At 50.2% G+C, this 26,844-nt stretch carries 25 protein-coding genes; 6 read left to right on the top strand and 19 right to left on the bottom strand.

Going from position 1 to position 26,844, the window contains the following annotated elements; all coding sequences use genetic code 11:
- Nucleotides 1–207: 207 nt before the first annotated feature.
- Nucleotides 208–1,614: a C13 family peptidase gene (locus METMI_RS25540; RefSeq protein WP_019866919.1), complete on the top strand. Its 1,407-nt coding sequence runs from the start codon at nucleotides 208–210 to the stop codon at nucleotides 1,612–1,614.
- A 303-nt stretch (nucleotides 1,615–1,917) separates the two neighbouring features.
- Here METMI_RS25540 and METMI_RS26280 read toward each other — a convergent pair.
- The 8 genes from METMI_RS26280 to METMI_RS0113945 all read right to left on the bottom strand — a co-directional run bounded on the left by METMI_RS26280 (nucleotide 1,918) and on the right by METMI_RS0113945 (nucleotide 9,425).
- Nucleotides 1,918–3,086 (bottom strand): IS630 family transposase gene (locus METMI_RS26280; RefSeq protein WP_198007991.1). Its coding sequence is split into 2 segments (ribosomal slippage): nucleotides 1,918–2,624 and nucleotides 2,624–3,086, totalling 1,170 coding nucleotides; the frame shifts between segments, so codons are not numbered across the junction.
- 61 nt (nucleotides 3,087–3,147) lie between these two features.
- Entirely contained in the window at nucleotides 3,148–4,536 is a 1,389-nt protein-coding gene (locus METMI_RS0113980; RefSeq protein ID WP_019866916.1) for a sigma-54-dependent transcriptional regulator, read from the bottom strand.
- The gene (locus METMI_RS0113975; RefSeq protein ID WP_019866915.1) at nucleotides 4,529–5,989 is read right to left on the bottom strand and encodes a sensor histidine kinase; all 1,461 of its coding nucleotides are present in this window, start codon (nucleotides 5,987–5,989) and stop codon (nucleotides 4,529–4,531) included. The genes METMI_RS0113980 and METMI_RS0113975 overlap by 8 nt, the downstream gene beginning before the upstream one ends.
- Nucleotides 5,990–6,172: 183 nt before the next feature.
- Entirely contained in the window at nucleotides 6,173–6,499 is a 327-nt protein-coding gene (locus METMI_RS24120) for a hypothetical protein (RefSeq protein ID WP_019866914.1), read from the bottom strand.
- Nucleotides 6,500–7,069: 570 nt separating this feature from the next.
- Complete coding sequence (locus METMI_RS24115; RefSeq protein WP_019866912.1) at nucleotides 7,070–8,101, bottom strand: NAD(P)H-dependent glycerol-3-phosphate dehydrogenase; 1,032 nt, start codon at nucleotides 8,099–8,101, stop codon at nucleotides 7,070–7,072.
- A gap of 5 nt (nucleotides 8,102–8,106) precedes the next feature.
- Nucleotides 8,107–8,574: a protein-export chaperone SecB gene (gene secB, locus METMI_RS0113955; protein WP_019866911.1), complete on the bottom strand. Its 468-nt coding sequence runs from the start codon at nucleotides 8,572–8,574 to the stop codon at nucleotides 8,107–8,109.
- Between the two features lie 36 nt (nucleotides 8,575–8,610).
- The gene (locus tag METMI_RS0113950) at nucleotides 8,611–9,057 is read right to left on the bottom strand and encodes a rhodanese-like domain-containing protein (RefSeq protein ID WP_019866910.1); all 447 of its coding nucleotides are present in this window, start codon (nucleotides 9,055–9,057) and stop codon (nucleotides 8,611–8,613) included.
- A gap of 53 nt (nucleotides 9,058–9,110) precedes the next feature.
- Nucleotides 9,111–9,425 carry an ArsR/SmtB family transcription factor gene (locus METMI_RS0113945; protein ID WP_019866909.1) on the bottom strand — a complete coding sequence of 105 codons (315 nt, stop codon included), beginning with the start codon at nucleotides 9,423–9,425 and terminating at the stop codon, nucleotides 9,111–9,113.
- 321 nt (nucleotides 9,426–9,746) lie between these two features.
- On the opposite strand from METMI_RS0113945, the gene METMI_RS0113940 reads away from it, so the two are divergent.
- From METMI_RS0113940 to METMI_RS0113930, 3 genes are all read left to right on the top strand, one after another.
- Nucleotides 9,747–9,932, top strand: a complete 186-nt coding sequence (locus METMI_RS0113940) for a hypothetical protein (protein WP_156829859.1) — start codon at nucleotides 9,747–9,749, stop codon at nucleotides 9,930–9,932.
- A 7-nt stretch (nucleotides 9,933–9,939) separates the two neighbouring features.
- Nucleotides 9,940–11,124 carry a murein hydrolase activator EnvC family protein gene (locus METMI_RS0113935; RefSeq protein ID WP_019866907.1) on the top strand — a complete coding sequence of 395 codons (1,185 nt, stop codon included), beginning with the start codon at nucleotides 9,940–9,942 and terminating at the stop codon, nucleotides 11,122–11,124.
- Between the two features lie 82 nt (nucleotides 11,125–11,206).
- Nucleotides 11,207–12,520 (top strand): S41 family peptidase, encoded by a 1,314-nt coding sequence (locus METMI_RS0113930; RefSeq protein ID WP_019866906.1) that lies wholly within the window; start codon nucleotides 11,207–11,209, stop codon nucleotides 12,518–12,520.
- 59 nt (nucleotides 12,521–12,579) lie between these two features.
- Here the strand turns inward: METMI_RS0113930 and METMI_RS0113925 are convergent, their stop codons facing one another.
- Entirely contained in the window at nucleotides 12,580–13,029 is a 450-nt protein-coding gene (locus METMI_RS0113925) for a DciA family protein (RefSeq protein ID WP_019866905.1), read from the bottom strand.
- A 94-nt stretch (nucleotides 13,030–13,123) separates the two neighbouring features.
- Here METMI_RS0113925 and mtaB point away from each other — a divergent pair, with 94 nt between their 5' ends.
- Nucleotides 13,124–14,413, top strand: coding sequence for a tRNA (N(6)-L-threonylcarbamoyladenosine(37)-C(2))-methylthiotransferase MtaB (mtaB, locus tag METMI_RS0113920; protein WP_019866904.1), 1,290 nt, complete (start codon nucleotides 13,124–13,126; stop codon nucleotides 14,411–14,413).
- 177 nt (nucleotides 14,414–14,590) lie between these two features.
- Here mtaB and METMI_RS0113915 read toward each other — a convergent pair whose 3' ends face one another.
- From METMI_RS0113915 to METMI_RS0113880, 8 genes are all read right to left on the bottom strand, one after another.
- On the bottom strand, nucleotides 14,591–16,207 hold the full coding sequence (locus tag METMI_RS0113915) for a sensor domain-containing diguanylate cyclase (protein WP_019866903.1): 1,617 nt from the start codon (nucleotides 16,205–16,207) through the stop codon (nucleotides 14,591–14,593).
- The gene (locus METMI_RS0113910) at nucleotides 16,204–16,587 is read right to left on the bottom strand and encodes a type 2 periplasmic-binding domain-containing protein (RefSeq protein WP_019866902.1); all 384 of its coding nucleotides are present in this window, start codon (nucleotides 16,585–16,587) and stop codon (nucleotides 16,204–16,206) included. Before METMI_RS0113910 ends, METMI_RS0113915 begins: the two co-directional genes overlap by 4 nt.
- Nucleotides 16,588–16,636: 49 nt before the next feature.
- On the bottom strand, nucleotides 16,637–17,881 hold the full coding sequence (locus tag METMI_RS0113905; RefSeq protein ID WP_019866901.1) for a hypothetical protein: 1,245 nt from the start codon (nucleotides 17,879–17,881) through the stop codon (nucleotides 16,637–16,639).
- Nucleotides 17,882–18,080: 199 nt separating this feature from the next.
- Nucleotides 18,081–19,019, bottom strand: coding sequence for a tRNA (adenosine(37)-N6)-dimethylallyltransferase MiaA (gene miaA, locus METMI_RS0113900; protein ID WP_019866900.1), 939 nt, complete (start codon nucleotides 19,017–19,019; stop codon nucleotides 18,081–18,083).
- A 220-nt stretch (nucleotides 19,020–19,239) separates the two neighbouring features.
- Nucleotides 19,240–21,036 carry a DNA mismatch repair endonuclease MutL gene (mutL, locus tag METMI_RS0113895; protein WP_019866899.1) on the bottom strand — a complete coding sequence of 599 codons (1,797 nt, stop codon included), beginning with the start codon at nucleotides 21,034–21,036 and terminating at the stop codon, nucleotides 19,240–19,242.
- Nucleotides 21,037–21,358: 322 nt separating this feature from the next.
- Nucleotides 21,359–22,558, bottom strand: coding sequence for an N-acetylmuramoyl-L-alanine amidase (locus METMI_RS0113890; RefSeq protein WP_019866898.1), 1,200 nt, complete (start codon nucleotides 22,556–22,558; stop codon nucleotides 21,359–21,361).
- Between the two features lie 78 nt (nucleotides 22,559–22,636).
- Nucleotides 22,637–23,059 (bottom strand): tRNA (adenosine(37)-N6)-threonylcarbamoyltransferase complex ATPase subunit type 1 TsaE, encoded by a 423-nt coding sequence (tsaE, locus tag METMI_RS0113885; RefSeq protein WP_029151703.1) that lies wholly within the window; start codon nucleotides 23,057–23,059, stop codon nucleotides 22,637–22,639.
- Nucleotides 23,059–24,546 carry a bifunctional ADP-dependent NAD(P)H-hydrate dehydratase/NAD(P)H-hydrate epimerase gene (locus METMI_RS0113880; RefSeq protein ID WP_019866896.1) on the bottom strand — a complete coding sequence of 496 codons (1,488 nt, stop codon included), beginning with the start codon at nucleotides 24,544–24,546 and terminating at the stop codon, nucleotides 23,059–23,061. The genes tsaE and METMI_RS0113880 overlap by 1 nt, the downstream gene beginning before the upstream one ends.
- 175 nt (nucleotides 24,547–24,721) lie before the next feature.
- Here METMI_RS0113880 and METMI_RS0113875 point away from each other — a divergent pair, with 175 nt between their 5' ends.
- Complete coding sequence (locus METMI_RS0113875) at nucleotides 24,722–25,294, top strand: beta-class carbonic anhydrase (RefSeq protein WP_019866895.1); 573 nt, start codon at nucleotides 24,722–24,724, stop codon at nucleotides 25,292–25,294.
- A gap of 242 nt (nucleotides 25,295–25,536) precedes the next feature.
- On the opposite strand, the gene METMI_RS0113870 is transcribed toward METMI_RS0113875, so the two are convergent.
- Together METMI_RS0113870 and METMI_RS0113865 are read right to left on the bottom strand one after the other, a co-directional pair.
- On the bottom strand, nucleotides 25,537–25,824 hold the full coding sequence (locus METMI_RS0113870) for a hypothetical protein (RefSeq protein WP_019866894.1): 288 nt from the start codon (nucleotides 25,822–25,824) through the stop codon (nucleotides 25,537–25,539).
- A gap of 60 nt (nucleotides 25,825–25,884) precedes the next feature.
- Nucleotides 25,885–26,838 carry a YVTN family beta-propeller repeat protein gene (locus METMI_RS0113865; RefSeq protein WP_019866893.1) on the bottom strand — a complete coding sequence of 318 codons (954 nt, stop codon included), beginning with the start codon at nucleotides 26,836–26,838 and terminating at the stop codon, nucleotides 25,885–25,887.
- Between the last annotated feature and the right edge of the window lie 6 nt (nucleotides 26,839–26,844).

The raw sequence follows: 26,844 nt of genomic DNA, 5'->3' as shown, positions 1-26,844 counted from the left end.
AATGGATGGGAACAATGACCGGCTATACGCCCGGTTACCTTTACAATAAACCCTGCTAATGGGGGTTAGTCAAACCCACCGGCACCAAAACCTCTTCACCTTTGGCGTAAACGCCACTACTCTCATGAAAAATTAGGTAGGAATGCGTTGATTTTCACTATACTTCCCAACCTGACATGATCCAAAGCAAACATTACGGGAACCAACATGGGTAAACTCTTCAACGATACCAAAACAAACCTGCTGATGGGTTTGCGTTTGGTATTTTTCCGGCCTTGCGGGGCAAACCAATTTGCCATCAACAGCGACCAACTCGTTGTGCTATTGATGCTCGATTTATGTTCGGACATTGCCTTCGAATTTTTGGTGGCGTTGCCGGAACCTGTTTTTGACCTTTATGCGTTGCCAACTTACAGCTTCGGGCAGTTGGTGTTTTTCCTATTAGTGTTCATCATTTCCAAGCTCTGGAAAAATCCGGGGATATTTTTGGCGATGGGCGTGATGACCCTAAGCCTAACGCCTTTCTTAAACGCGCTTATCTATTGGGATTACTCTTTGCAACGTAATGTTGACGGGCCCGGGCCACACGATTATTGGTGGGGGCTGCTGGTTGCGCTATACAGCTTGGCCGCTTTAGGCCGGGCGCTCTATCTCGCCCTGGGCCGGTTGAAAGCGCCCTCCGCAATCACGCTGCTGGCGATCATTATTAGCAGCGGCTTGGAATATCACTACTTCGGGGATTCGCAAAAATTTTGGTACCCCTCCGATCAAGGCGGACAGGAAGAACAAGACATGTTGGCCGAGTATCGGGCTATGGACGCGGAACAACTGATGTACCGCCAGCCGGAAATTCTCGCCACCGCCTTGCACACCTTGAAACCACAACGCGAACACCACAGCGATTTGTTTTTTGTTGGTTTTGCCAGTTATGCGGGTGAGGATGTTTTTTCCAAGGAAGTGACGTTCGCCAAAGGTGTGCTGGATGTCCGTTTCGATACCCTAGGCCATTCCATCAACCTGGTCAACCACTTGTCCACGCGCGACACTGTGCCGCTGGCTAACGGAACCAATCTCGCCGCTACGCTGAAATACATCGGTAAGTTGATGGATAAAAACGAAGACGTGCTGATGGTCTATTTGACCAGCCACGGCTCGGAAGACCACGAATTGTCGGTTTCATTTTGGCCGTTGGCCTTGAACGGCATCACCCCCGAAAAATTGCGCACAATGCTGGATGACGCAGGCATCAAATGGCGGGTTATCCTCATCTCGGCGTGTTACTCGGGCGGTTTTATCGGGGCTTTGACAAACGACCAAACCTTGGTTGCGACCGCCGCCGCAGCCGACAAAACCTCTTTTGGTTGCGGCACAAAATCGGAATTTACTTATTTTGGCGAAGCGGTGTTTAAAGACCAGCTCCCCCATGAACACTCCATCATTTCAGCCTTGGAACAAGCCCGCACCGCTATTGAACAACGTGAGAAGAGCGCAGACCTTACCCCTTCGTTGCCACAATTATGGGTGGGCAAGGCGATAAGGACAAAACTGGATAGCCTAAGCGAAGGGATCCGGCCCCGGCAATGTAAGCCCGATGCCAACAACGGGGTTTGTTAACTTTTTGAAACGTTTGCCGGCCTAGCCCCACAAGCGGTTGGCTTCGGCCATCGCCGGGCTGGGCTGGGCCGAAGCGGGCAACTGGCTTTGTCTTCCTGGCCAGCACTTGTGCCGGAAGCCAACCGCATTGGCCCTAGTGCTCAGTCAATGTTGAATTATCAGTATTATTTTCGTAGGGGCGAGCGGTTGCTCGCCTGATCGCTCCGGATGTTGGCACAGGCCATAAAAAAGGCGGACAACCGTCCGCCCCTACGGGTTTAGACTGACCCGACAAAAAATCAATGATTGAGCACTAGTACTCAGTCATTTTTTTATTGTCGGGTAAAGTTTTTTCAATTTTACCCGGGCATCTTCACTGGTAAATCGCCATTCCATAGGCTGAGCAATAGCATTTCTTTGTTCTTGCCAAGCTGCGATTTCCATCCTTAATGTTTCTTGGTCCGGAATGCGCCGATCCAGACATTGGCGGGACAAGATGCTCAATTCTATTTCCGCCATATTTAACCAACTGCCATGTTTGGGCGTGTAGTGGATTTCCAATTTATCCAGAATTCTTCGCGCTTCCTCAGGGGCGAACGCCTTATACAGCGATGCTCCCGTGTGGGTGTTCAAATTATCCATAACCAGTGTGATGCGCTCAGCACGAGGGTACTCGACATCAGCCAGGTTGCGGATTTGATGCGCCCAATCCACCGCCGTCCGTTGATCCGTTACCACCACATGCCGTTTCCCCTCTAACGGTTCAAAAAATAGGAACAGATTACTCACCCCATTACGTTCATACTCCGTGTCATACTTTTCGACGGTGCCTGGTTTTGCCGGTATCGGCTGACGTGTTTCCTTAATGTGTTGCTTGCTGCTTTCGTCCATACAAACCAGCGGATGAGTGTCATCATACGAGCGTTTGTAAACAGCCAGTACATCTTCCATAGCGCAGACAAATTCCGCATTCTCTTTAGCCGGGATACACCATTCTTTATTCTGCCAAGGTTTCAACTCATTTTTTTTAGTGTTTGCCGGATAGTTTCGTGGGATACGCTTTCCACATGGCCCAGTTCAACCATGTGCTGCCCAAGCAATCTCAGTGTCCAGCGACTGCGTCCATCAGGGGCATCACCACAGGCTAACGCGAGCAGATGCGCTTCCTTTTCGCCGTCAATGACACGGCTTTTAACCCGGATCGGTTTAGCCCGGTTTAAGGCGGACTCCAAGCCTTCTTGAACCCATCGTTCCCGGACTCGTTCAACGGTGCGTGTGGAAATGCCAAAGGCTTCACTGATTTGACTATCCAGCCACGGGTCGCCCCATTCACTACTATCTGTCTTGAGCAGGATTTCTGCGTGAAGCCTTTTATGGGCAGCCACTTTGCCTTTATGAATCAAACTTTCCAAATCAGTACGTTCTTCTTCTGTCAGTCGTACAATGTATTTTTTCGCCAATTGCCAGTTCCATGGGGTAATGAATAAACTCATCATATGGGGGCCGTAACTCGACATAACAATAATGACTGAGTACTAGACCATTCCCGGCACATTAATCAACCATTTTCAAATTGTACTTCCTTACCCGATAACGCAAGGTTTCACGGGTTGCGCCTAAGGCCCTGGCGGCGGCCGTCAGGTTATTGTCCACCCGTTCCAATACGGTTTTGATGATAAACCGCTCCATGTCGTCCAAGGCCATACTGCCGTCTAAAGGCAAATTCAACGAGTCCCCAGACACATTGTTGATGGGTTTGCTAGTTGGCTGGCCGGGCAATTGCAGCCATTGGCCGGGGAACACCGGGCCATCGGCGAACAACACGCAACGTTCGATGACATTACGCAACTCCCTGACGTTGCCAGGCCAATGATAGGCCTTTAATTTCCGCCAAACCTCATCAGGAATATCCCTCACCTGTTTGCCCGCCTTGGCATTGTACTCGGCGACAAAAATCGGCACCAATTCATCCAGGTCTTCGACCGCTTCCCGTAATGGCGGCAAAATGATCCGGAACACGCTCAAGCGGTGGTATAAATCGCTGCGGAAGCCGCCGTCTTGGGACATTTGTTCCAAGTCGCGGTTACTGGCGGCAACGATCTGGACATCAACGCTGATTTCTTTCTCCCCGCCTAATCGCCGGACTTTGTGGTCTTCGATGACTTTCAATAGCTTGGCCTGCAAGTCCAAGGGCATTTCGCCGATTTCATCCATAAACAAGGTGCCGCCATCGGCTTGTTCCAACAGGCCACGATGACGGCCAGACGCGCCAGTGAATGCGCCAGGCTCGTGGCCGAACAGTTCCGATTCCAACAATTCCCGTGGCAAGGCGGCGCAATTGACCTCTATCATCGGTTGCTGCGCCCGTGAACCGCCGTAATGGAGGATACGCGCCGCCAAGCCTTTGCCGGTGCCGCTTTCGCCGCCAATGATCAAGGCGCTGAACGGCACTTGGTTCAGTTTGCCTAACATCTGGCGGATGCCATTTGCCTGTTGGCTATGCCCCACATAAGCGTCCGGGGAATATTTACGGTAACCTTGCCGGGTCTGGTCAACAACTCGGCGTTGTATGGACGCGCTGCGTGCGGCGCTGGCAACCACTAAGTCAAGGCGTTCCAAATCGCAGGGTTTTTCCAGGAAATCATAAGCCCCCAAGCGCAAGGCGCGGACAGAATCCGGTACGCTGCCATAGCCCGTCAAAAACAGCCATTCGGCATAGCCGGCATGTTTCTTAACCGTTTCCATGAAATCAAGCGCGTTGCCATCGGGCAAATTCATATCCGACAGGATCAACAACGGTTCGAGGTTTTTTTGCATCAATAGTGCTTTAGCTTCGCGTATGGTGCTGACTAATGCCACATCCCAGCCTAATTGGCGATAGTGGCGCGACAATTCCGAGCCCAGTAATTTTTCATCTTCAATGATAAGCAAGGTTTCAATCATCATGTTCTCCAGCAATACAAATGTCAGGTAGTAATACAGTGACGCAAGCCCCATGCGGCCGTTGGTTGCGCAGTTTAATCGTGCCCTCCAGATTTTTCACAAAGCGTTGCACCATCGCCAGCCCCAAACCCGTGCCGCGCTGGCGGCTGGTGCGGAACGGGCGGATACCGTAATCCAGCATGTCTTGGTTGAATCCCGGGCCATTGTCTATCACATCAATACCCAAGCCCCTGCCCCGGTTACCTATATAAACATTTATACGTATAAACCCCGGTTGGTTATCCAAGGCGTCTGCCGCATTTAACAACAAATTTAACAACATCTGGCGGGTTTCGCTTTCCGGCAAATGGACGTTCAACACCTCAGGGGTATTGATTTCCAGTTGGATGCATTCGGGGATTTGGTAACGCGTTAAAGCCGTCAGGTCGCGGATCAATGCCGACATATCAAAATAACTGGCGATTTCCGGGGTGTGTTTGCTTTGGTTGAGCATATCGCTCAGCAACACCGCAAGACGTTTCAATTCCGAATTGATCAGGTCGATGCGCTCGCCTTGCTGCTGGTCGTCAATTTCCCGCCGCAAGTTGTTAAAGGCCATTTGGATGCCCGCCAAGGGATTGCGTATTTCATGGGCCAATTCGGCGGCAACTTCACCGATAGCGGCCAAACGTTCGGCGCGTGCCAAACTGTATTGCTGCTCCAACAGGGCTTGGGTCGCCAGCCTGACTTCATGCTGTAGGGACTGGGCATACAAACGCTTGGCTTCTTCCAGTTCCGCCAAATGTATGACCATCACGTTATAGCTGTTAAACACTGGCAACAACAAGGGGTCAAGATGGGCCGTCGTGATCGGGGTGAAGTTTTCTTCCGTCAAGCGTTCCAATAATTTGCTCAAGTCATTCAGAGGATGGAGGATGCGCGAATACAAAAAACCGATCGCCCCCACCAAAATCAGTGTGAATGTCGCCAGGGCGATATACAATTCATTTTGGGTATTGAAATTGATGTCTTCCAAGGATTTTTCCCGTTGCAAGGCTTCGTATTCCAAAGTTTCGTCCATAATCTTTAAGGCTTTTGACAGGCGCCCGTTCTTTTCCTGTTGGTCAAGTTCGGCAACCCCTTTAAGCATAGTCCGCAATTCAGCCAGATTGGCTTTCGTGATATCCGACAAGTAGCGCTTATCTTCCATCAGCTCTTCCATTTCCTCCAAGGTTTTCGATAAGGCAACTGGCTGTAGGTTATCATTGTTTTCGATTAAATAACCGATGATCGACTGGTGCAGGCCAACTGATATTTTTTGGATGCGGTGGGAATAATCCACATAGGACAAGACGCTTTCAAAATGATGGAAATTACGCCAAATCGTTCCGCCAAGAATCCCGATGGCCATAAACAAAAGCCCCAAGAACAGCATCGCACGGACTTTAGCCGGGCGCGACAAAATCGGTTTCATTGGATTTTCCTGGACAACGGTTGGAAGAAAGTTTGGGGATACGGGCATATGCACAACAACTTGTTTAGTAAGCCGCCGCCTGTAACCTTTAACATTTTCAAAGTTATGGCGGCCGGAACGGGTTTGTTACCCGTTCCGTAACGTGCCCTTAAGCCTATAGCGGCTTCGGGGCGTAAGCCATGCTCATTTAACACGGTAGCTAGGGTAGCTGTATATCGCAGGCCCATAAGCTTGGTCAACGTATTCAATCACCACCTCATGGGATTGGTGCGGCACATTGCCAGGGTAGCTATATATGGCGGGCCCGTAGCCAGTGTTCACGTAAATAATCTCGGCATTCGCAATTGTCCGCGCCGCAATCGGATTGGGCGCATTATGGATGGTGTAAACTGCCGCACTGTTGTCGTAAATCAAAGTGCCGGAAGCCTGGGTATCAGCGTTTGCGGTTGCCATGGTGGCAATAGCCATGACCGCGATGACGGCAGCGGTCATTTTTATCTTGGTTTTCATGATAATTCTCCTAATTATAGTTATTGGTCAAGCCGTGCCTTTGGGTATTTGCGAATCGCCCCAAAGGCTTGTCGTCCGGCTTGGTAATAACTATACGAGCGAATTACCTATAAATAAAATTGATTGTTTTTATGATGTTAATTGATTAAGACTATGATTAAGTGGCGCGGTTAAAGCCGCTGCCATACATCGGCATAGCCCAGAAAATCGTCCGGCAAGTGTCTCGAGCGGGGAGCCAACGGCTATCCCTTAAACCAACCACCATCGCCACCTGCTTATCTAAGCCTTGAGCCCAACAGCCTGGCATCACATGCCCGGCATTCCTCTGGATTTTATATTTTGGCCCGGTGAAGTGGCCGGGCCTAGTTTTGGCGTTGGCGCCACCTGGAAAGGCTCTAGGATTGGTCCAAAAGGGCATGGGTGATGGCAGGGAACCTCATAAAGGCCTTACCTATCTGGATGGGCAAAAGCCCCCCAGCTGATGAAATCGGGCACACCGGGCATATCCCTACGCAACGGCTAAGGAAAAAACCGGAATGGCCTGTACCTACATAAGGTCGATGTAGGCCATTAAAGCGCCACCGATGGCCGTTCCCACACCATCGTCGTTTCTGGTTTCACTTCACGGGACAATAAGTTTTGTACGGCAATGAGCGGGTCAAGGCCTTCGTAGAGCACCTTGTAAGTTTGTTCGGTGATCGGCATATCAATTGCGTATTTTTTTGCCAGCAAATACGTTTGTTTGGCGGCGGAGAAACCTTCGATTTCCTGACCTATTTCCCCGAAAGCACGCGCTATGCTTTTGCCTTTTCCTAACGCCAACCCAAAACGCCTATTTCTGGACTGGTCATCAGTACAGGTCAGCACCAGATCACCTAGCCCGGCCAAGCCCATCAGCGTTTCTTGCCTGCCGCCCAATTCAATCCCTAAGCGCATGATTTCCGTAAGACCCCGGGTAATCAAAGCGGCCCGGGTATTCGCGCCAAAGCCCAAACCGTCAGCGATGCCTGCTGCGATTGCCAAGACATTTTTTACCGCGCCACCGACTTCCACACCAATCAAATCGGAACTGGTGTAAGTGCGGAAGCGGCCGCTATGGAAAATATCAGCAAGTTGGTTGGCAAAATCCGCTTGAAAAGAGGCTATGGTGATGGCTGTAGGCAAGTCTGCCGCAACTTCACTGGCAAACGAAGGGCCTGAAATAATGGCGGCAGGCGTGGCACGGGAAAAAACTTCGGCAACGGTTTCATGCAACAGCGAACCGTTATCGGCATTAAAGCCTTTAGTTGCCCAAGCGATTTTTACGTTATCGGGCAGATAAGGTTTTATTTTAAGCAGCGTGGTTTTGAACGCGTGGCTGGGGACGCAGACCATCAGTACATTACTGAAATTGGCGGCATCAGTTAATTGCGAAGTTACGGCAAGCGGCTCAGGGAAACGTTGGCCAGGCAAGTAGCGTTGGTTTTGCCTGTCATGGGCTAATGCCGCCATATGTGCGGCATTATGCCCCCATAACAAGGTTTCGCAACCATTTCTAGCGGCTAGAATAGCCAGTGCGGTTCCCCAGGATCCCGCACCCAGGATGGCTATACGTTTATCCATTAAGCTTAGTTGATAGTGCCTGTGCCAGGTGCTTGTTGCAACTGCTGTAAATGTTGGGCGTATAAGGCATCAAAATTTACCGGGGCTAACAGCAATTGCGGGAAACCGCCACGGGTAACGAGGTCTGAAATGGCTTCACGAGCATAAGGGAAAAGGATGTTAGGGCAAAAACTACCCATCATCGGCCCCATTTCCTGATCGCTGAAACCGCCCAGGGCAAAAATTCCGGCCTGGTTAACTTCAACCAAATAAGCGGTCACGTCAGCGCATTTGACCGTGATAGTGACCTTAAGGGTAACCTCAAAAAGGTTTTGTTCCAGCGTAGAAACATTGGTCGCCAGATTAAAATCAACGGCAGGTTCCCATTTTGCGGTAAAAACAGCAGGGGTATTGGGGGTTTCAAAAGACAAGTCTTTTGTGTAAATTTTTTGGATGGAGAACTGTTTTTCTAAGGTGTTATTGTCTTCGGCCATAATTAAGGTGGTTTGGTGGGTGAAAAAATAGGGTTGCTAGGCTTTCTTTTTGTTTTTGCTAATTTTTACAGGCAGCTTGTAATCGCCTTCCCATGCGGCCATGCCGCCAGTGATCACAAACACTTGTTCAAAGCCAGCTTTAGTCAAAAGCTTGCCTGCGGTCGCAGAACGGGTTCCGGTTTGGCAGGCTATCAATATCGGGGTTTTCTTGTAAGTTTCGAGGCTGGCCAATTGTTCCGGCAGCTTGCTTAAAGGCGTGTTCATGGCATTTTCAATGTGGCTTTCCGTAAACTCCAAAGGCTCACGCACATCAATAATGACAGTGTCCTCATTATTCATCTTGTTGACCGCCAGCAAAGGGGAGATCACCGTGAATTTTTTAAAGGCGGACTCGAAGAAATCTTGTACTAACAAATAAGTTACGATAATTAGGGCAAGCGATAATATATAATGGTTTAAGGCAAATTCTATATAACGGTCCATGAGGTTTCGTGGTTTTTAGGTGGATTGTTTAAGTGTGGTAAATGGGGCTCAGATCAATGTTTAGAACAAAATACATCCCGCATCATTTCAATTAGCAATATCATACGCTCATCATCAATGTAGTAATAAACGCGGTTGGCCTCTTTTTTTGAACCCAGGATGTTCTTTTCCCTGAGTATTGACAAATGTTGTGAAATATTGCTTTGGCTCGTGCCAACTTGCTCAACGATATCTTGCACACTAATTGAATTCTTCCCCAAAAGGCACAATATCTTTAGCCTTAACGGATGGGACATCGCTTTTAGACACCGTGCCGCTTTGGCTATGTCATTTTCATCGTATAAAATGTCTTCTATTTTAGCGTCCATACAAGTATTTAATGTCGAAGGGTTATGATTCCTTATAAAAACCAAGAAATCATTGATTGATCATTGGTACAGAATTATTAACCAATAGCAAGCAACGTGTATTAATATAACAAACATCGAGCAGTTGTTATTTTGTCAAGTTTCGCAGCCCAATGGATTACAATAGCTGCAAATTTTGCAAAATGATACCTTACTTTTTTACATTTTGGGTAACTGATAATGCCAACAGGCAAGTTAAGCAGGCATTGTCCATGGGTTAGCCGATTTTATTTTTTTATGTCCTGAGATAAATAAAGCATGTTAAATCGACCGGAGCCTTTAGTGTTAAAGATCCTTGATAGGCTTGGCCAATCCCCTGAACAGAAAAATAATGCCACCGTCATGACGGATGCCAACGGTGGTGTCCGCCATGCCCCGCAACAGCTATTGGCAACACCACAGCCAGCCTTTTTAGGTGCCGGACAAACCGTTGAAATGACGGGCGAACCCTTGCTTAAAGCCGCCTGACCGGAGAATGGAAAAGACGCTTTTTTTTTCTTTATTGTTCGGGGCTTGGCTACACAATGCGCAAGCCATTGACCAATGGGCTGACCCAGTTCATGAGGCCAGTGACGATCAGGACAGTATCCAGCCAAGCAGCCAGGATACCTCTCCTACCCTGCCCCAGGACAATTTAGAGCAATTATTGGCAGACGTTGAAAAACGTTATGGGGAAACCGCATCCCTATTACGGTCATTGCTCCGGCAAATTGAAAACAAGCGCCGGAACATAGATAGGATAGAGCTTGATATTCTTGCCAACCAAAGGATGATAGCAAAAGAAAGGAAGGAATTGGCAGGCCAAGTTAAAGCCGCCTACCAAATGGGGCAACAGGAAGAGTTGAAATTGCTCCTTAACCAGCAAGATCCAGCCTTATCTAGCCGGATGATGATATATTACAGCTATATCAATAAAGCGCGTTTGGCAAAGATCAGGCAATTGGAGCAGTCTATCCAAGACTTGGAACAGCTGGATAAACAACGCCAAACCGAAACGGAGTTGCTTGAGCAGGACCTTAAGGAAAAAAAATTGCAACAAACCGCCCTTAACGAAGTCAGGAAACAACGTAACGCATTGTTGGCGGACACCCTAGCCACTTCTTATGAAGAACAGCAGCGTTATTTATCCGAAAGCGAAAATAAACTGAGAAACCTAATTGCCAATTTGCCCCAGGAACTAGGCATTAGCGCCAATGCCGCACCTGTTGAAACGCCCGCGCCGGACGGGCAGGAACCTCCCCGCAATGAATTTAACGATTTGCAAGGCAGTTTTGATAGCTTAAAAGGGAAGTTGCGCTGGCCGGTACAAGGCAAACTGGTACGGAATTTCAGCGATACGCAAACCGAAAATGCACAAAACGGTGTGTTGATTGAAGCAAAAGAAGGGGTTGAAGTCCATGCGGTCGCGGGCGGCAAAGTGACTTTTGCCGATTGGATGCGCAGCTACGGGTACCTGATCATCATTGATCACGGTGATGGCTATATGAGCTTGTATGCTTTTAACCAAAGCCTGGACAAACAGGTGAATGACACGGTAAAAGCCGGCGACGTCATCGCTACCGTCGGGCAAAGTGGCGGGCGCAGCCGCCCCGGCTTGTTTTTCGGCATACGTAAGAAAGCTGTCCCCGTTAGTCCATTGCAATGGTGCCGCAGCGATTAAACCACCGCGTTAAAAAGAGTATCAAAATTATCGCTCAAATTAATGAGTGTAGACCAATAGAGGATTTGGAGTTTTAAGACACATGCTAAAAAAGAAAAATGTATTTATCTTGTCGCTAGGCATCATATTGGGTGTTGTTGTAGGTAACTGTGGCAGTGTCTTTGCAGATAAAGAAGGCCTTGAACCGGTATCGGATACTTTACCTTTTGAAGATTTACGGACTTTCACCGAAATTTTCGGGCGCATCAAACGTGATTATGTCGAACCCGTATCGGACAAAAAACTGCTCGAAGATGCGATCCGCGGCATGTTAAGCGGGTTAGACCCCCACTCCGCCTATCTGGTCGCCGATGAATACCAGGAATTGAAAGAAGGCACCACCGGCCAATTTGGCGGCTTGGGCATAGAAGTCACCATGGAAAACGGTTTCATCAAAGTGGTTTCCCCTATCGACGACACCCCGGCGCAAAAAGCGGGTTTAAAAGCCGGTGACCTGATTGTCAAACTGGACGACAAACCCGTAAAAGGGATGAGCTTGGCTGATGCCGTCAAAACCATGCGGGGTGAACCCGGCAGCAAGATCCTCCTGACGGTGGTGCGTGAAGGGGCGGAAGCGCCGCTCAAATTTAATATCGCCCGCGACATCATCAAAGTCAAAAGCGTCAAAAACAAAATATTGGAAAAAGGCTACGGCTATGTGCGTATCAGCAGTTTCCAATCCGGCACCGGCGACAACCTTGCCGAATCAATTACTGCCCTGAAAAAAGACAACGGCGGCAATTTGAAAGGCTTAGTGCTGGACTTGAGGAACAATCCTGGCGGCGTCTTAGATGCGGCCGTAAAAGTCAGTGACGCCTTTTTGACCAATGGCCTGATTGTCTATACCGAAGGCCGTATTGAGAACTCGGAAATGCGCTTTAACGCCGCCCCGGATGATTTGATTGATGGCGCCCCCATCGTCGTCCTGATTAACTCGGGCTCGGCATCGGCCTCCGAGATTGTCGCCGGAGCCTTGCAAGACCAAAAGCGCGCAATCATCATGGGCGAAAAGTCTTTCGGCAAAGGTTCCGTGCAAACCATTTTACCGACAACCAACGGGGCCGCCATCAAACTGACGACCGCGCGCTATTTCACGCCATCCGGACGCTCCATCCAAGCTGAAGGCATCGAGCCAGACATATCATTGGCCAGGGTGAAATTGGAAACGCTCGATAAGTCAGAATTCACGCCCGTGAAAGAAGCGGATTTGTCCGGGCATCTACAAAATAACAAAGGTAAAACCAATGGGGCAGGCCTACCTGATAATAAAGAGAAAGAGGATTTGGACGTGAAAGATTATGCGCTCTCCGAAGCCTTGAATTTATTAAAAGGCATCAGCATCATGAAAACCCGATAAGCTTTCATGCCCTTCATAACCGGGAGCTTCTGGCTTCCGGTTACCGTTATTTGCCAACCTTAACCGGCAAGCTTTTTTAACGTTGAATTCAACCGCTGCAACGCCAACCGCAATTCCCCGTCACGAATGCTGAGGCTTTGTTTCTGCATCATATCCAGGGTCGCGGCCGAGGGGATCTTGGCTTTAAACACAGGTTGTGAAACCGCCCCAGTGTTCACGGTCATGATTTTTATCTGCACTTTTTGTACGCCCCCACGTGTTAGCGGCTCAATATTCGCCAGCATGGCCTGGGTATAAAAACGCAATTGCGAAGCCCACATCGCCGAATCGGTATAGACCACCAGGGAATTCCCGCTGATCAGACAATGGCAGGCATGTTTTGCCAGATTTTCAGGCAACCCGCGACGGACATGCTGCAAAATCCGCTTTTGCTGTTCAATTTGGCTATGGAAAAAACCGAGGATCCGGTTTTGGAAAGCCAGCGGAATATGGAAAGGCTTTTTTGGCATAAAATACTCAGGCTAGTTTGCACCTATTATAACCACCGTCCGGCCAACCATAACCATTTCGCCGCTTTTATTGTTTATCAGCTTTTAATAATTCATGTTAGTACATCTTAAGACCCTGGGCTGCCGCCTGAACGAAGCGGAACTGGAAACCTGGGCGCAGGCCTTCCAAAAATCAGGCCATCAAATCACCCGCCAAGCCGAAGCCGCCAATCTGGTGGTCATCAATTCATGCGCCGTAACCCAAGACGCCGCGCGTAAATCCCGCAATCTGATCCGCCGTATCCACCGCGACAACCCCCAGGCAAAACTCGTGGTCAGCGGCTGTTATGCGACCTTGAACCCTGACGAAGCCGCCGCATTAATGGGCGTTGATCTGGTGGTCAGCAACCAGGACAAAGGCCAACTGGTGGAAAAGGCCCTGGACGAATTGGACATGGGCACCATGCCCGCCATGTCCACCGAACCGGGCGAAATCTCCCTGTTCACCCGTGGCCGGCAACGCGCCTTTGTCAAAGTCCAGGATGGCTGCCGTTACCGGTGCACGTTTTGTATCGTCACCGTCGCCAGGGGGGAAGAATCCAGCCGCACAGTGCAGGCCGTAGTCGATGAAATCAATGCGCTGTACGCCCAAGGCATTACCGAGGTCATTCTGACAGGCGTCCATTTAGGCGGTTATGGCAGTGATTTAGGGCTTAATTTGGTGGCTTTGGTGCAAGCCATCATGGCCCGGACGGCCATCCCTAGGTTGCGCTTAGGCTCATTGGAACCTTGGGAATTTACCGAGGGTTTTTTCGAACTGTTCCAGAATCCCCGCATCATGCCGCACCTGCACTTGCCCTTGCAAAGCGGTTCCGACAGCGTCTTACGGCGTATGGCGCGGCGCTGCAAAACCGAAGAATTTGCCGGGATCGTCCAACAATTACGCGCAAAAATCCCGCACTTCAATATCACCACCGACATCATCGTCGGTTTCCCGGGAGAAACCGAACAGGAATGGCAAGAGAGCCTCGCTTTTATCAAGCGGGTTGGGTTCGGGCATATCCATATTTTCACTTATTCGAAACGGGAAGGCACTAAAGCGGCCAGTTTACCTAACCAAATCGCTAACGAAGTCAAAAAACAGCGTAGCCAGCAACTTCATGAACTGGCAAACTCAATGAAACAACAATTTGCCAAGGCTAATTTGGGGCAGGTTTTTCCGGTATTATGGGAAGCCTACAGCGAGCCCTATGGGGAAGGCAAGCAACGAGTATTTGGATATACGCCCAATTATCTTCGTGTAGGGTGCGTCATCAACAACGGCGAATCTTTAGAAAACCAAACCCGCAATGCCAAAATCACGGCATTGGCTGAACATTGCCTATCGGCCGATTTGGCGCCATAACACAAATTTGACTGAAACCACGATCACTTTAACTTATCCTATGGCATTGTTTTTATTATATGTTTAATGATCCTACAGCCATTTAGCTGACGTTAAGAATACAAGGGGCATCGCATTACCTCACCTAAAAGCCGTACGCTTTTGCCAATAATGGGTGGGCAATAGCAGGCCGCCCCCTTATCCATTGATGGGGATTTTTTCGACCACAATGTTGCCATCTGCCAGGGACATGGCAAAACCATGCCTGCCCTGACGCTTGACCTCGTACATGGCTTGATCGGCAACCTTGTACAATTGTTCTATGGCCTGTTCCTGGCCTCCATTGATAGCTATGCCGATGCTGGCCCCAAGCCGCACCACCACGGTAGGGCTGATCCTGATGGGCATACTGACCGCAATGCAAATATCCTTGGCAATCTGCCGGGCATAGTCGGCGGACACACCATCCACAAGGATAATCAGGAACTCATCACCACCCAGCCTCGCGGCAATATCGCTGGCACGCACACAATTCTTAAGCCGCGCGGCAACTTCAACCAAAACATAATCGCCCGCATCATGGCCATAGGTATCGTTGATCTCCTTGAAGAAATCCAAATCTAACATAAATAAAGCCAGCGGGGTTTCTGCACCTGTGCGGGTGCCGATTAGTTGTGCCAGCAGCCGCTCGGCGGCGGGCCTGTTGAACAAAGCCGTCAGTGAATCATGGTCAGCCTCGTGCCGGATGCTGGCCTCGGCCACAATGCGGTCGGTGATGTCGTAAACGACACCTTCGAAACAGACACCATGCAAAGCATCCGTTTGCCGTGAAAGTATGCAGTGGACCCAGTTATTTGAGACGTCCCCACGCTTTTTTAAACGCAAATCCTGAACGACTGACAAGTTCCTACTGGCGGCTATAGCCATGAGTTCCCGCATGAGTTCCGGCTCGGCGAAAACCAGTTCAGGGAAATTCTGCCCAAGCAACTCTTTAGGCGATAAATGGGGCAATGCGATGACCTTCCCCAAGGCCGGGTTTACAGTCAACAACCTTCCCGTGGCATCCAGCAAGAAAATGCCGGCGCTCGTCGTTTCAAAAATGTTGCGCAACTGGCGCTCAATAACCTCGATTTCCTCACGTAACCCATGCTCTGCGGAAAATTTTTCCTGCAATGTTTCCAACAGCCTATTGATGTCTTCCACCAGTTGTCCCAGTTCGTCATCGTGGTTACGCGGCAATGGCCCCAAACGCTCCTGCTCCCCCACCCTGATGGCGTGCAAGGTATTGGACACCTTCATTAATGGAAGCGAGAGGGATGACCGTACGATCAACAACACGATCAAGGCGGTTAGGCCGATCAGCACAGATGAATTCAGCCCACTGAGCAAGGCGCTGTGCCGGGCTTCCAAAAGGTTGTATTGCGCTTCAGGGGTAATGGCCAGGCTACCAATCACTTCCGCCTCGCCAAAAGGCGAGTGCAACGTGCGGACAACCCCGGCTTGCCAAGGCACCTCGGTGTCTTTTGCCTTGGCCAGTTGCAGGCCTTGGGTACTGCTCAAACGGGCCTCATGGACAATGTCATTACGCAACAGGCCCTTGAGCACATCCTCGCCGATAGTGCTGTTATTGGAATAGGCGGCGATGGCGGCGGTGCTCTCCACCGTGTCAAGCAGTTGGTTGAGCATGACCAGGGTCTTTTCATTGGACCGGTTGAGTTCGGTAATGAAAAAAAGCACCGACGTGATTGCCGAAAACAGCAATGCAACCCAAAAAACTGTCTTCGCCAGTTTATGGTGAAGGTAGTGTTTTTTCACGGTTTCCACGGCTGCACCAATAGCAAGACGCGGATAGTGCCATCCACGCGTGTTTTGTCGATATACCCGATGGCGCCTTCATTTTCCCGGACTGTTTGCAATACCGCCTCATCATCAGGCAGCCGTTGCGGCGGCGAGGCTTGACCGGTGAACATGATTCTCGCCCAGTAGGCATTGATCTGTTCGACGGGGCGCCCGGTTAGTTCTTCGTAAAATTCGGCACGCAGGGGGGAAGATTGGTCTATGGGCAGGGCGAATTTGCCATTGGGGAAGATGCGCGTGCGGCCCATAAAAATATCTTGTACTTGCTTGGCTGTAAGGCTACTAAAGTTGCTTTTAATATGGGCGATGACCGCCACATCGGCTTGGGCCACTGGCATAGCCATGGCCGAAAGGAGCGAAAAGAAGGGGATGAGAAACTTTTTCATGTCAAAACACGAAGTCCATACCGACTGACCAGACGTTGACCATGTCGGGCGTCGGGCCGGACGCAGGCGCCAGCCATAATGCCGTGCCATTGTCGCCCAGCCAGTAATGGCTCCATTGTGTCTTAAGGGCGATATGCTCGTGGATATCCCAGCGTAGGCCTAATGAAATTGACTTCTCATCCACGCCTATAAGATTGGATAGGCGGCCAATGGAATTTTGTAGCGCAGCCACCGCCGGGACAGGCGCCAAAGGATTGGAAAATTTAACCCGGTTATTCAGCGTTTCCGAGATGCCGAACAGCGAGTACAAGGTCAGTTTTCCAAAGCGCCTGCCCAGGCTGAAATAGCCATTCGCCACGCTGGGATAGGTGATCAGGTCTGTATCGATATAAGAGGCTTCCAGTTGCGTCAGCCAGACACCGTCATCATAAGCCAAGCCGATGGAACTGTAATGGAAGGCCTTATTCTTGGTGGAGATTTGTTGGCTAAGGGATTGCGCACTGGGCCAGACGGTGTTGACCGCCGCGTTATTAAGTCCGTCCAATACTGGTTGCAATGGCGCCAGTTCAAGGTTATTCAGCAAATAGCTGTAACTCATGCGGACATTCCAGTTCCCGACTTCATACGCCAATTTGCCGCCGGCAATGGACAAGCTTCGGTCGGCTATGACAGAAGAGTTAGGGATGGGGATTTGTATGAAACTGTGGCCACCGAATGCCTTGATGGTCATTATGCCTTCGCCAACCGTGAATTTCTTGGCAATGTCCGCGCCATCAAAATGGTAGATGGGCAACCCCCCGTAAAATTCATGGGGGGGGCGCATCCATAAATAGGCATATCCGACGTTACGGTATTCCGACAGCATAAAAGTATCGAAACCCAAGCGCCCTGCCCGGATGTCCAGGTTATCCGCAGGCCGCCAACGTAGAAAAGCCCACTCCAGGTTTTGCTCTAAAAAATCACCCGTCGTATTTCGCGCAACCCATTGCACCGTCGCGTGCCATGAGCTGTTGATGGCCGCATCTAGCTGCAGCCCCAAGCGGGAATCGCTGTCAAAGCCCCAGCTATCCGTCACGCCCGGCGTTTCTTTAGTGGTGCCCCGAAAACTGAGCTGGCTAGTGTCCGTGCCGCTGGCGCCCAGTGTGCCAAATCCCGTGACGGTAAAATCCGGATAGGAATCTTTAGCAAACGCGGTAATGGCAACCCAAAAAAGGAGCATTGTGGTTAATGAACGGATGGTTTTCATAGTATCTTTAGGCTTATATCACCGTTAAATCTTGAAAATGTCCCTGCGCAGGCATTGGGCGGCATTTCCACGGATAATCCAGTTGACCACGCCTCGCCAGCAAAGCCAGTGTAGCAAATATTTAGCCCCTACACCGCTAAAGTGTTCCGCCCGCTTGGCCGGCGCAACCATTTTCGATGCCCGTAATGCACAAGCGCAATTAATCCTGATTAAGACGGTGTGCAATACCCGCCAATGCTTTGGCCAATAATTCCGGGTCACCCGATTCAAACTGCAAGGCTTCGGTCTCTTTCCGTAGCCAGGTAAATTGCCGTTTCGCCAATTGCCGTGTTGCGGCTATGGCTTTTTCAGTCATGGTTGCCAAATCTGTTTGGCCTTGCAGATACTCCCATGCTTGCCGGTAACCCACGGCACGGATGGCCGGTAGCGTCCCATCCAAGTCACCCCGCAAGTATAGTGCCTGGACTTCTTCCAGAAAACCCTGGGCCAACATTTGCCGGAAACGTTGGGCAATTTTTGTGTGCAAAATAGCGCGGTCTGAGGGGGCGACTATCAATTTACTGACATGGTATGGCAAAATTTGCGGGGTATCAGCAAACAAATCCGATAACGGTTGGCCGCTCAGCTCATACACTTCCAACGCCCGTTGCACCCGTTGCGGGTCATTAGGGTGGATTCTGGCGGCGGCTTTCGGGTCTACCGCCGCCAAGCGTTGATGCAGCATTTCATTGCCAAATTCCGCCAATTCCTGGTCTAGCCGCGCCCTGATAGCAAGGTCGGCTTCCGGCAATTGCGCCAAGCCCTTGCTTAAGGCATTAAAATACAACATCGTGCCACCGACCAATATCGGCAATTTTCCGCGCCGGGTAATATCCGCCATGATCGCCAAAGCTAGGGTGCGGAATTGCCCCGTCGAGAACGCTTCGGACGGGTCTAGGATGTCGATAAGGTGATGCGGGATGCCGCCGCGTTCAGCTACGGCCGGCTTCGCGGTGCCTATGTCCATGCCTTTGAAAACTAATGCGGAATCGACGCTGATGATCTCACCATTAAGTTGTCGGGCCAATTGCACGGCTAAGGCGGTTTTGCCCGACGCGGTTGGCCCCATCAAGAAAATGGCGGGGGGATTTGGATTCATAAAATGCTGTACCTAATGTTAGCCCAAAAATATGAAAAAACCTGAAACCGACTTAGATCGTGTTTTAAAAGCGTCGTAAGAGGTTCAATTAGGCGGCACAAGGCAAGGCGGCAGGTATTAGATATGCCGGACACCTAACCGCATTGAAATTGCTTATGGCGGCAGCTTTCTAGCTAACAAGCCGCCAATCCACGCCCTGGAAAACCTACATCCAGAACCACTACTGCCCACGCAAAAAGAACCTGTCCAGATCACCTGTGGATAACGCAATCCATGTCGGGCGGCCATGGTTACATTGCCCGCTGCGTTCGGTTTTTTCCATATCCCGCAATAAGGCGTTCATTTCATCAATAGTCAAGCGGCGTTGGGCGCGGATGGAGCCATGGCAGGCCATGGTCGCCAACAATTCCTGGATATGTTCCTGCACCCGCTGGCTCATGCCGTGTTCGGAGACATCCGCCAACACATCACGCAGCAAGGTTTCCACATCGGTGTTGCGCAATAAGGCGGGGACTGAACGCAACACCAAGGTTTCCGGGCCGAACCTGTCCAGTTCAAAACCCAAGGCGGTGAATACCGCCTGTGAATGCTCCGCCAATTCCGCTTCGGCAGGGCTGACGGTGATTTTGATCGGCAACAGCAACGGTTGGCTGACAACCGTGCCTTGCTGGTATTGTTGCTTCAGGCGTTCGTAAGTGACCCGTTCGTGCGCGGCATGGGCGTCAACCAAAATAATGCCCGTGCGGGTTTCGGCAAGGATAAAAATATTGTGCAAATGGGCGATGGCATAGCCTAGCGGAGGGTAATCCGTTGATGCTCCAGTATCCGCGTGGACAGCCACCAAAGTCTCAGGCGCAAGTTTGGCATATTGGCGGATTTGTTCTTCGACTTGCAACGGCACGGTGCCTTGCTGGGGTGGCCTAAATGGGTACGCATTGGGTGCGGGGGTAGGTTCCGCCGTTGCGGTTGCAGCTGTTGGCAAATCCAGCCGGGTGGCGGCAATTTCTTGGAATCCCGGGCGTAAATTTGCCAAACTGCGGTGCAAGGCACTGAACAGGAAATCATGCACCAACCGCCCTTCCCTAAAACGGACTTCCAGTTTTGCCGGATGGGCATTGACATCGACCAAGGTCGGGTCTAGCGCCAAATACAGGACAAACACCGGATGCCGGCCGTGGAACAGCACATCCTGGTAGGCTTGCCTGACAGCATGGGCGACCAGTTTGTCCTTAACCAAACGGTTGTTGACATAGAAAAATTGCATGTCCTGCTGGCTGCGCGAAAACGTCGGCAAACCCACCCAGCCCGTCAATTGCAAACCGGAGGCGGCCATATCAATTTTTACGGCGTTATCGACAAAGGCGCTGCCGCAGATAGCGGCAATGCGTTGCAATTGTTGCGCCTCGTTTTGCGCGGGCCTTAGTTTGAAAATTTCTTTTTGGTTGTGTTGCAAGGTGAAGCCGATGTCGAAGCGGCTTAAGGCCATACGCTGCAATAGGGTTTCGATGTGCGTGAATTCGGTTTTTTCGGTTTTTAAAAACTTGCGCCTGGCGGGGGTGTTGTAAAACAAATCACGCACTTCGATTGTCGTGCCTGGCGGGTGTGGGTCAGGTTGTGGGGTATAGTTTGCTTCTGAACCATCGGCATTGACACGCCAGGCACAATCCGAGCCGGGGATCCTGGAAACCAGCGTCAATCGGGATACGGAACTGATGCTAGGAAGCGCCTCGCCGCGAAAGCCCATGCTGGCGACTTGTTCCAAATCTTCTAAGGTGGCGATTTTGCTGGTGGCGTGGCGCGACAACGCCAATGGCAAATCCTCTTTGACAATCCCGCAACCGTCATCGCGGATTTTAATCAGGCGCATACCGCCTTGCTCTATGTCGATATGGACGTGGGTCGCCCCGGCATCAAAGCTGTTTTCAACCAGTTCTTTGACCACGGATGACGGCCTTTCAACCACCTCGCCTGCGGCAATTTGGTTAACCAGTTGGGTGGGGAGGGAATGTATACGCATTAAAATTAAACTAGGGTTACAGCCATTTTGCCGGAAAGCTATGCACCCTGTGCATTATTGGCCGATTTTTGAAGGGCATTCACAACGACTCACAGGATTTAAAAACGGATATAAATGCCGAGATGCAGGTTGTAAATTTTTTGAGGAAAAAGTTTGCCGGGCTATAACAGGCAAACCAATGATGATTAGGTAGTGATTGATAGAAACTGTCCCTGGAAAAGCTTACGCCCTGCCTGCTGGATGCTCCGCGGCCTAACCACGGGCAATCCATGCAAAATGACGGCCCCAAGCCTAGCAGTTGCCTGATAACCACTACCCATGCTTAGAGTGCCGCCATGCGGCTATCCACAGGTGCGGATTCTTTAAAGTAGTGATAGACGCCTTTGAATATGGCCTTGGCCATTTGTGTCTGGTAACGTGTGCTGAGCAAGTTTTGTTCTTCCAAGGGATTGGAGATGAAAGCGGTTTCCACCAAAATGGAAGGGATATCCGGGGACTTCAACACAATAAACCCCGCTTTTTGTACAGAATCACGGTGCAATTGGCTAATGCCGTCAAAATGTTTTAGGACACTGTCCGCCACTTGTTGGCTTGCTGACAATGTGGCGGATTGTGACAGATCCAACAGCACCGAAGCCAGCATATCTTCTTTGTCGCTCAAATTGACACCGCCCACCAATTCCGCTGCATTTTCCGATTTTTCCAGCCAACGGATCGCCTCGCTAGATGCACCCTTAGTCGATAAGGTAAAAACCGAAGCCCCCCGTACTGACGTGTCATTAAAGGCATCAGCGTGTATGGAAATGAACAAATCCGCTTTTGCAGCCCGGGCAATTTGCATCCGGTCACGCAGGCCCACGTAATAATCGTCTTTACGGATCATCACCGCCCGCATGCCAGGCTGGGCATTGACTAATGCGGCAAGCTTTTGCGCAATGGCAAACGTGACGATTTTTTCTTCCGTGCCACGCGGGCCGTGTGCACCGGGGTCGTTACCGCCATGTCCCGCATCAATGGCAATGATAATGTCGCGGCCTTTGTTGGCGACGGCTTTCAATTCAGGCGGTTTGGTTGTGTTGGCTTTTTTTGCCGTTTGCAATGATGCGTTTTTAATGGGCCCTACCGGAGTGGTTTTGCTGGTAAGGCCGACAACCAAACGGTGTTCGTCACTATTATTGGACATTAATGTGAATTTTTCAGGGCTGACCGGTTTTTTCAAATCCATCACCAACCTTAAACCTGCGGCATTTTGGGTGGCCAACCTGAGCTTGGCAAATAAAGGATGCGTGGAGGGCGGTTGGCGCAAGGCCCCTGTTAAACTGGCATCCTTAATGTCTATAACCAACCGCGATGGGTTTTCCATGACAAAAACCCGGTGCTTTGGGGAAGCCGTGACAGCAAATGACAGCCGCCCTTGTTGCTTATCATAAGCCAATGAATTAATTTGAATTTGCTCTGCAAAAGCAACGGCAGAAAAACACTGCAAGGCCAGTATGCACAATTTTTTATGGTAATTTTTCATAGACAAGGCCGAAAAAATAATATCCGAATTGAGATTATATATGAGTAGCCCTTTATGTATATATAAGCCGGTAAATTTTTATCTATTTACCTCAGGCTCTAGGGCCAGCCGCCGCCCGCCACCTTCGGCGCTTAAGGAAATGGTGAAATCAGGCGCCGGTAAAAAACCCTCCCCCTTGTCCGGCCATTCAATAAAACAAACGCTATCCTGAGAAAGATAATCACGTATGCCTATCCATTCCAATTCTTCCGGTTCGGCAAGACGGTATAAATCAAAATGGAATACTTTCCGGCCATTGATAGTGTATTCCTCAACCAACGTATAAGTAGGGCTTTTGACCGCACCGGCAAAGCCACTGGCACGAAGATAGGCCCTCACTAACGTGGTCTTGCCCGCACCCAGATCACCATACAAAAAAACCAGGGATGGGCAGGGCAATAACGGCCATAATTCAGCGCCGAATTGTTCCGTCGCTTCGGTGTCGGGTAAAAAACGCTGCATCATTGATTGACCAAACGCCTTAAATAAGGCATCAGGTCACTCGCCAACAAGCCCCGTTCGCCGTCCTGTTCCACAGCAAGGTCGGCCGCCTGCCCATGGATATAAACGCCTTGTTGGGCGGCATCTTTTAGCGGAAAGCCTTGCGCCAGCAAACCCGCTATCACCCCGGAAAGCGCATCCCCCATACCGCCTGACGCCATGCCCGGGTTGCCAGTGCCGGAAACGGCGATATCCTCTTCCGAGGCGATTAACGTCCCGGAGCCTTTAAGGATGGCAATCCCGCCGTATTTTTTCTGGATCAATTTGACCACTGCAAACCGGTCTTGCTGTATTTTCGTAGTGGACAGGCTCATTAAACGGGCGGCCTCCCCGACATGCGGGGTCAAGATGCTCCTATAAGGGGACAGCACCAAGTTATTATGCGCGGCGGGTATTTTTGACAGAATATTCAAGGCGTCCGCATCAATAATCGACAATTTTCTGGAATCAATAACCGCCAGCAACAAATCCTTTGCCCAATCGCTTTGCCCTAAGCCCGGGCCAATGACAATCACATTGGCTTTTTCCAGCAATACGGTAAGCTGGTCGGAATTGTCCACCCCATGGCACATCAGCTCAGGCCGGTTGACGGTCATCAGGCCCGTATGCGCCCTGCGGGTGGCCACACTGACCAACCCCGCACCTACCCGTAACGCCGCCTCACCGGCCAACATCACCGCCCCAGAAAAACCCAGCTCCCCCCCGATTATCAGGACATGGCCATTGTCACCTTTATGCATGCCACGCTTGCGGCGGGGAAAATGCCTGGGCATGACACGGTAAACGGTTGACGGCACTTCCTGAAAAATATCAGCAGGCACGGTCAGCGCCGAATAAAATATTTCACCGCAATAATCGGCGGCGTCCCCTGTAAACAAACCTTGCTTAAGGGCTATAAAAGTCACGGTGCAGTTTGCTTTGACCGCTTCGCCCATCACCCTGCCGGTATCGGCATTCAGCCCTGAGGGTATGTCTACAGAAATTACGTTCGCTTGGCTCTTGTTGATGATCCTAATGGCGCTTAAATAATCCCCCAACACCGGCCTGTCCAAGCCTGTGCCAAACAAGGCATCGACGATGACATCCGCCCGCACTGATAAGCCAACATTAAACGGCATGACCGTACCGTTCATGGCGATGTACTTCTGGTAGGCCTTCAAAGCATCACCCTTGAGGCCTTCAGGATTCACCATCGTATAAACGTGGACATTAAAACCTTCGGACAAAGCCAAGCAGGCGACGATATAACCATCGCCGGCATTATTGCCGGAACCACAAAAAACGGCGATATATTTGGAATCCCGCCATTTGTCTTGCAGGCGTTTGAAAACTTCGTACCCGGCTTTGCCCATTAATTCAAATCCCGAAATACCGCACTGGTATATCGCCCGGTCTTCAAGTTCCTGGATTTGTTTGGTCGTGTAAAGGGTTATGGGAAGTGTCTGCATGATGTTTTGTTAGCAAGCCGTTTAAAAAGCCGTTTTTATTCCGGGCCATTTTCAAGGGCGTTTTTTATGGTACATTAATCCTTGCTTATTTAATTGGAACTATAAACAACACTAAAGAGATAAGCGGCCACTTTATAACCCATAATAATAAATAACCAGACCATGAGGAAGAACCATGAACAAAGTTTTGAATGAAGTATTGATGGCTAACCGGGAATATGCCGCCAGTTTTGACAAAGGTGACCTGCCTATGCCTCCAGGGCGGCATTTTGCTATCCTGACCTGTATGGATGCCCGCCTCGATCCTGCCAAATATGCGGGCTTGTCAGAAGGCGATGCCCATGTCATCCGCAATGCGGGCGGCCGGGCCAGTGATGACGCCATACGCTCACTGGTCATTTCTTACAAACTGCTGGGCACCCGCGAATGGTTTGTTATCCATCATACCGATTGCGGCATGGAAACCTTCACCGATGACATCATGCGCGATTTGCTGGCGTCTAGCCTAAAAACCGCCTCCATTGATGAACATGGTTGGCATGATTGCTGTGAAGGCCCAGGCTCCGCCGAAGGCAAATATATTGATTGGTTGACTATTAAAGACCAAGCGCAAAGCGTGCTGGAAGATGTTGTGCGTATCAAATCCCATCCTTTAGTGCCTTCGGACATTCCTGTCTATGGCTACATTTACGATGTGAAATCTGGCCGTTTAATTGAAGTGCCTGGGGCGACGGCGGCTGGCAAATAAAACAACCTACTTGGGGCATCACAGATAACCTCCCTTCAAGGGACGTTATCTGTGTCAAGCAATTGGCTAATGAGACTGTGAAAAAATTATTTTATGTCCACGAAAATCATGAAAAAACACGAAAGTGTAAAACTAGATTAAATATAAGTTATTGAAATCTATTATTTAATTGTTTCGTATGTTTCGTGTTTTTTGTGGACAATCATTAATTCTTAGAGCATTTTGCAATACTTTCACAGTCTCTAATCCTTATCCATCCATTCTTCCAACGCGGCAATAATGCTTTTTGCCTGGTCTTTGCTAGAAATATTGAATTTGGACTTTTGCTGATATTCGCCATTGCGTTTTTGGTAACGGCGGATCGTATATTTATCCGGCCCGTATTCTTCCTTGGCACGGTTCCAATCCTGGTAGCGATACATCACGGTTGCCCAAGCGCCTTTGGTCAGGACTTTTTTATCCAGTTCCTTAACGGTTTCAATACCGCCATCCTGATAACTAACCGTCAATTCATCTACTGTTTCAGCCATTTCTTCCCCAACCATTAACAAATAATTTGAAGTCTATCATATCAGTGCAACACACTGATATTATTTGCTGATAAACTGCCCAAAGGCACGGCTGCCCTCGCCTGTCTTAATGGTCTTGATAACCCGCAGGGTTTTGGCATCAAGCACCGAAACATTGCTGTCGAACCAATTGGCGACATAAACATGGCGGTCATCAGGATGCGTGCTGATACCCTCAGGCTTTTCACCGACACCAATCAGGCCTATAGCTTTTAAGGTTTCCGTATCAATCACCGAAACCGAATTGTCATCCTGGTTAGTCACCAACAAGCGGCTATCGTTGAGGGCTAAAGCCACGGCATAAGGCAGCATACCGACCTTGACCGTAGCCAGTGCCTGCATCAATTTTGTGTCAAGGACAGTGACATCATCGCTTTGCACATTAGCGACATACACCCTCTCGCCCCGGCTATCCACCGTCAAACCAAACGGATGGCTGCCAACTGGCGTGGTTTGCTTGACCGTCCAATTTTTGAGGTCAATCTTGCTAACTGAATTGCCCAGCCGGTTAGCCACATACAGCCAACGGTTATCGGGGCTTACGGCCAAACCCGATGGCGATTGCCCCACGGCAATGGTCTGCAGGACTTGATAATTTCCGGCATCGACGACGGCAACCGTGTTGTTATACCAATCGGCCACATAGATGCGTCGGCCATCAGGGCTAGCGGCAATCCCTAAAGCCCCGTCACTGACCTTGACTTGGGCGACCAAAGTGCGCGTTTGGGTATCAATCACCGCGAACCCATGCGTTTCCGGGGTGCTGACATAACAATGTTTGCCATCAGGGGCAAGGGCGACACCCGCAGGTTTACCGGGCACGGTAACGGTTGCCGCAACTTCGCCAAGCCCGGTGTCAATAATGGAAACACTGCCGCTTAATTGGTTGCTGACATAAGCCAACGGTGCGGCAAGCAGCGCGGATGTAAAAAAAGCGGTGGCGCAGGCCACCGCCTTAAAAAGTTTAATCGGCACTGAAAT

It is taken from the genome of Methylovulum miyakonense HT12, from assembly GCF_000384075.1.
GTDB classification, from domain to species: Bacteria; Pseudomonadota; Gammaproteobacteria; order Methylococcales; family Methylomonadaceae; genus Methylovulum; species Methylovulum miyakonense.
Note: the sequence above shows the minus strand (reverse complement) of the source record. Positions and strands in the feature narration are given on the sequence as shown.

Coding starts and splice junctions, on each gene's coding strand:
- METMI_RS0113905 (WP_019866901.1), bottom strand. CDS start 17,881: ATGAAAACCATCCGTTCATTAACCACAATGCTCCTTTTTTGGGTTGCC.
- METMI_RS0113930 (WP_019866906.1), top strand. CDS start 11,207: ATGCTAAAAAAGAAAAATGTATTTATCTTGTCGCTAGGCATCATATTG.
- METMI_RS0113870 (WP_019866894.1), bottom strand. CDS start 25,824: ATGGCTGAAACAGTAGATGAATTGACGGTTAGTTATCAGGATGGCGGT.
- mtaB (WP_019866904.1), top strand. CDS start 13,124: ATGTTAGTACATCTTAAGACCCTGGGCTGCCGCCTGAACGAAGCGGAA.
- METMI_RS0113980 (WP_019866916.1), bottom strand. CDS start 4,536: ATGATTGAAACCTTGCTTATCATTGAAGATGAAAAATTACTGGGCTCG.
- METMI_RS0113890 (WP_019866898.1), bottom strand. CDS start 22,558: ATGAAAAATTACCATAAAAAATTGTGCATACTGGCCTTGCAGTGTTTT.
- METMI_RS0113935 (WP_019866907.1), top strand. CDS start 9,940: ATGGAAAAGACGCTTTTTTTTTCTTTATTGTTCGGGGCTTGGCTACAC.
- mutL (WP_019866899.1), bottom strand. CDS start 21,036: ATGCGTATACATTCCCTCCCCACCCAACTGGTTAACCAAATTGCCGCA.
- secB (WP_019866911.1), bottom strand. CDS start 8,574: ATGGCCGAAGACAATAACACCTTAGAAAAACAGTTCTCCATCCAAAAA.
- METMI_RS0113875 (WP_019866895.1), top strand. CDS start 24,722: ATGAACAAAGTTTTGAATGAAGTATTGATGGCTAACCGGGAATATGCC.
- miaA (WP_019866900.1), bottom strand. CDS start 19,019: ATGAATCCAAATCCCCCCGCCATTTTCTTGATGGGGCCAACCGCGTCG.
- METMI_RS24120 (WP_019866914.1), bottom strand. CDS start 6,499: ATGAAAACCAAGATAAAAATGACCGCTGCCGTCATCGCGGTCATGGCT.
- METMI_RS24115 (WP_019866912.1), bottom strand. CDS start 8,101: ATGGATAAACGTATAGCCATCCTGGGTGCGGGATCCTGGGGAACCGCA.
- METMI_RS0113910 (WP_019866902.1), bottom strand. CDS start 16,587: ATGCCAGTGGCCCAAGCCGATGTGGCGGTCATCGCCCATATTAAAAGC.
- METMI_RS0113925 (WP_019866905.1), bottom strand. CDS start 13,029: ATGCCAAAAAAGCCTTTCCATATTCCGCTGGCTTTCCAAAACCGGATC.
- METMI_RS0113975 (WP_019866915.1), bottom strand. CDS start 5,989: ATGAAACCGATTTTGTCGCGCCCGGCTAAAGTCCGTGCGATGCTGTTC.
- tsaE (WP_029151703.1), bottom strand. CDS start 23,059: ATGCAGCGTTTTTTACCCGACACCGAAGCGACGGAACAATTCGGCGCT.
- METMI_RS0113945 (WP_019866909.1), bottom strand. CDS start 9,425: ATGGACGCTAAAATAGAAGACATTTTATACGATGAAAATGACATAGCC.
- METMI_RS25540 (WP_019866919.1), top strand. CDS start 208: ATGGGTAAACTCTTCAACGATACCAAAACAAACCTGCTGATGGGTTTG.
- METMI_RS0113880 (WP_019866896.1), bottom strand. CDS start 24,546: ATGCAGACACTTCCCATAACCCTTTACACGACCAAACAAATCCAGGAA.
- METMI_RS0113950 (WP_019866910.1), bottom strand. CDS start 9,057: ATGGACCGTTATATAGAATTTGCCTTAAACCATTATATATTATCGCTT.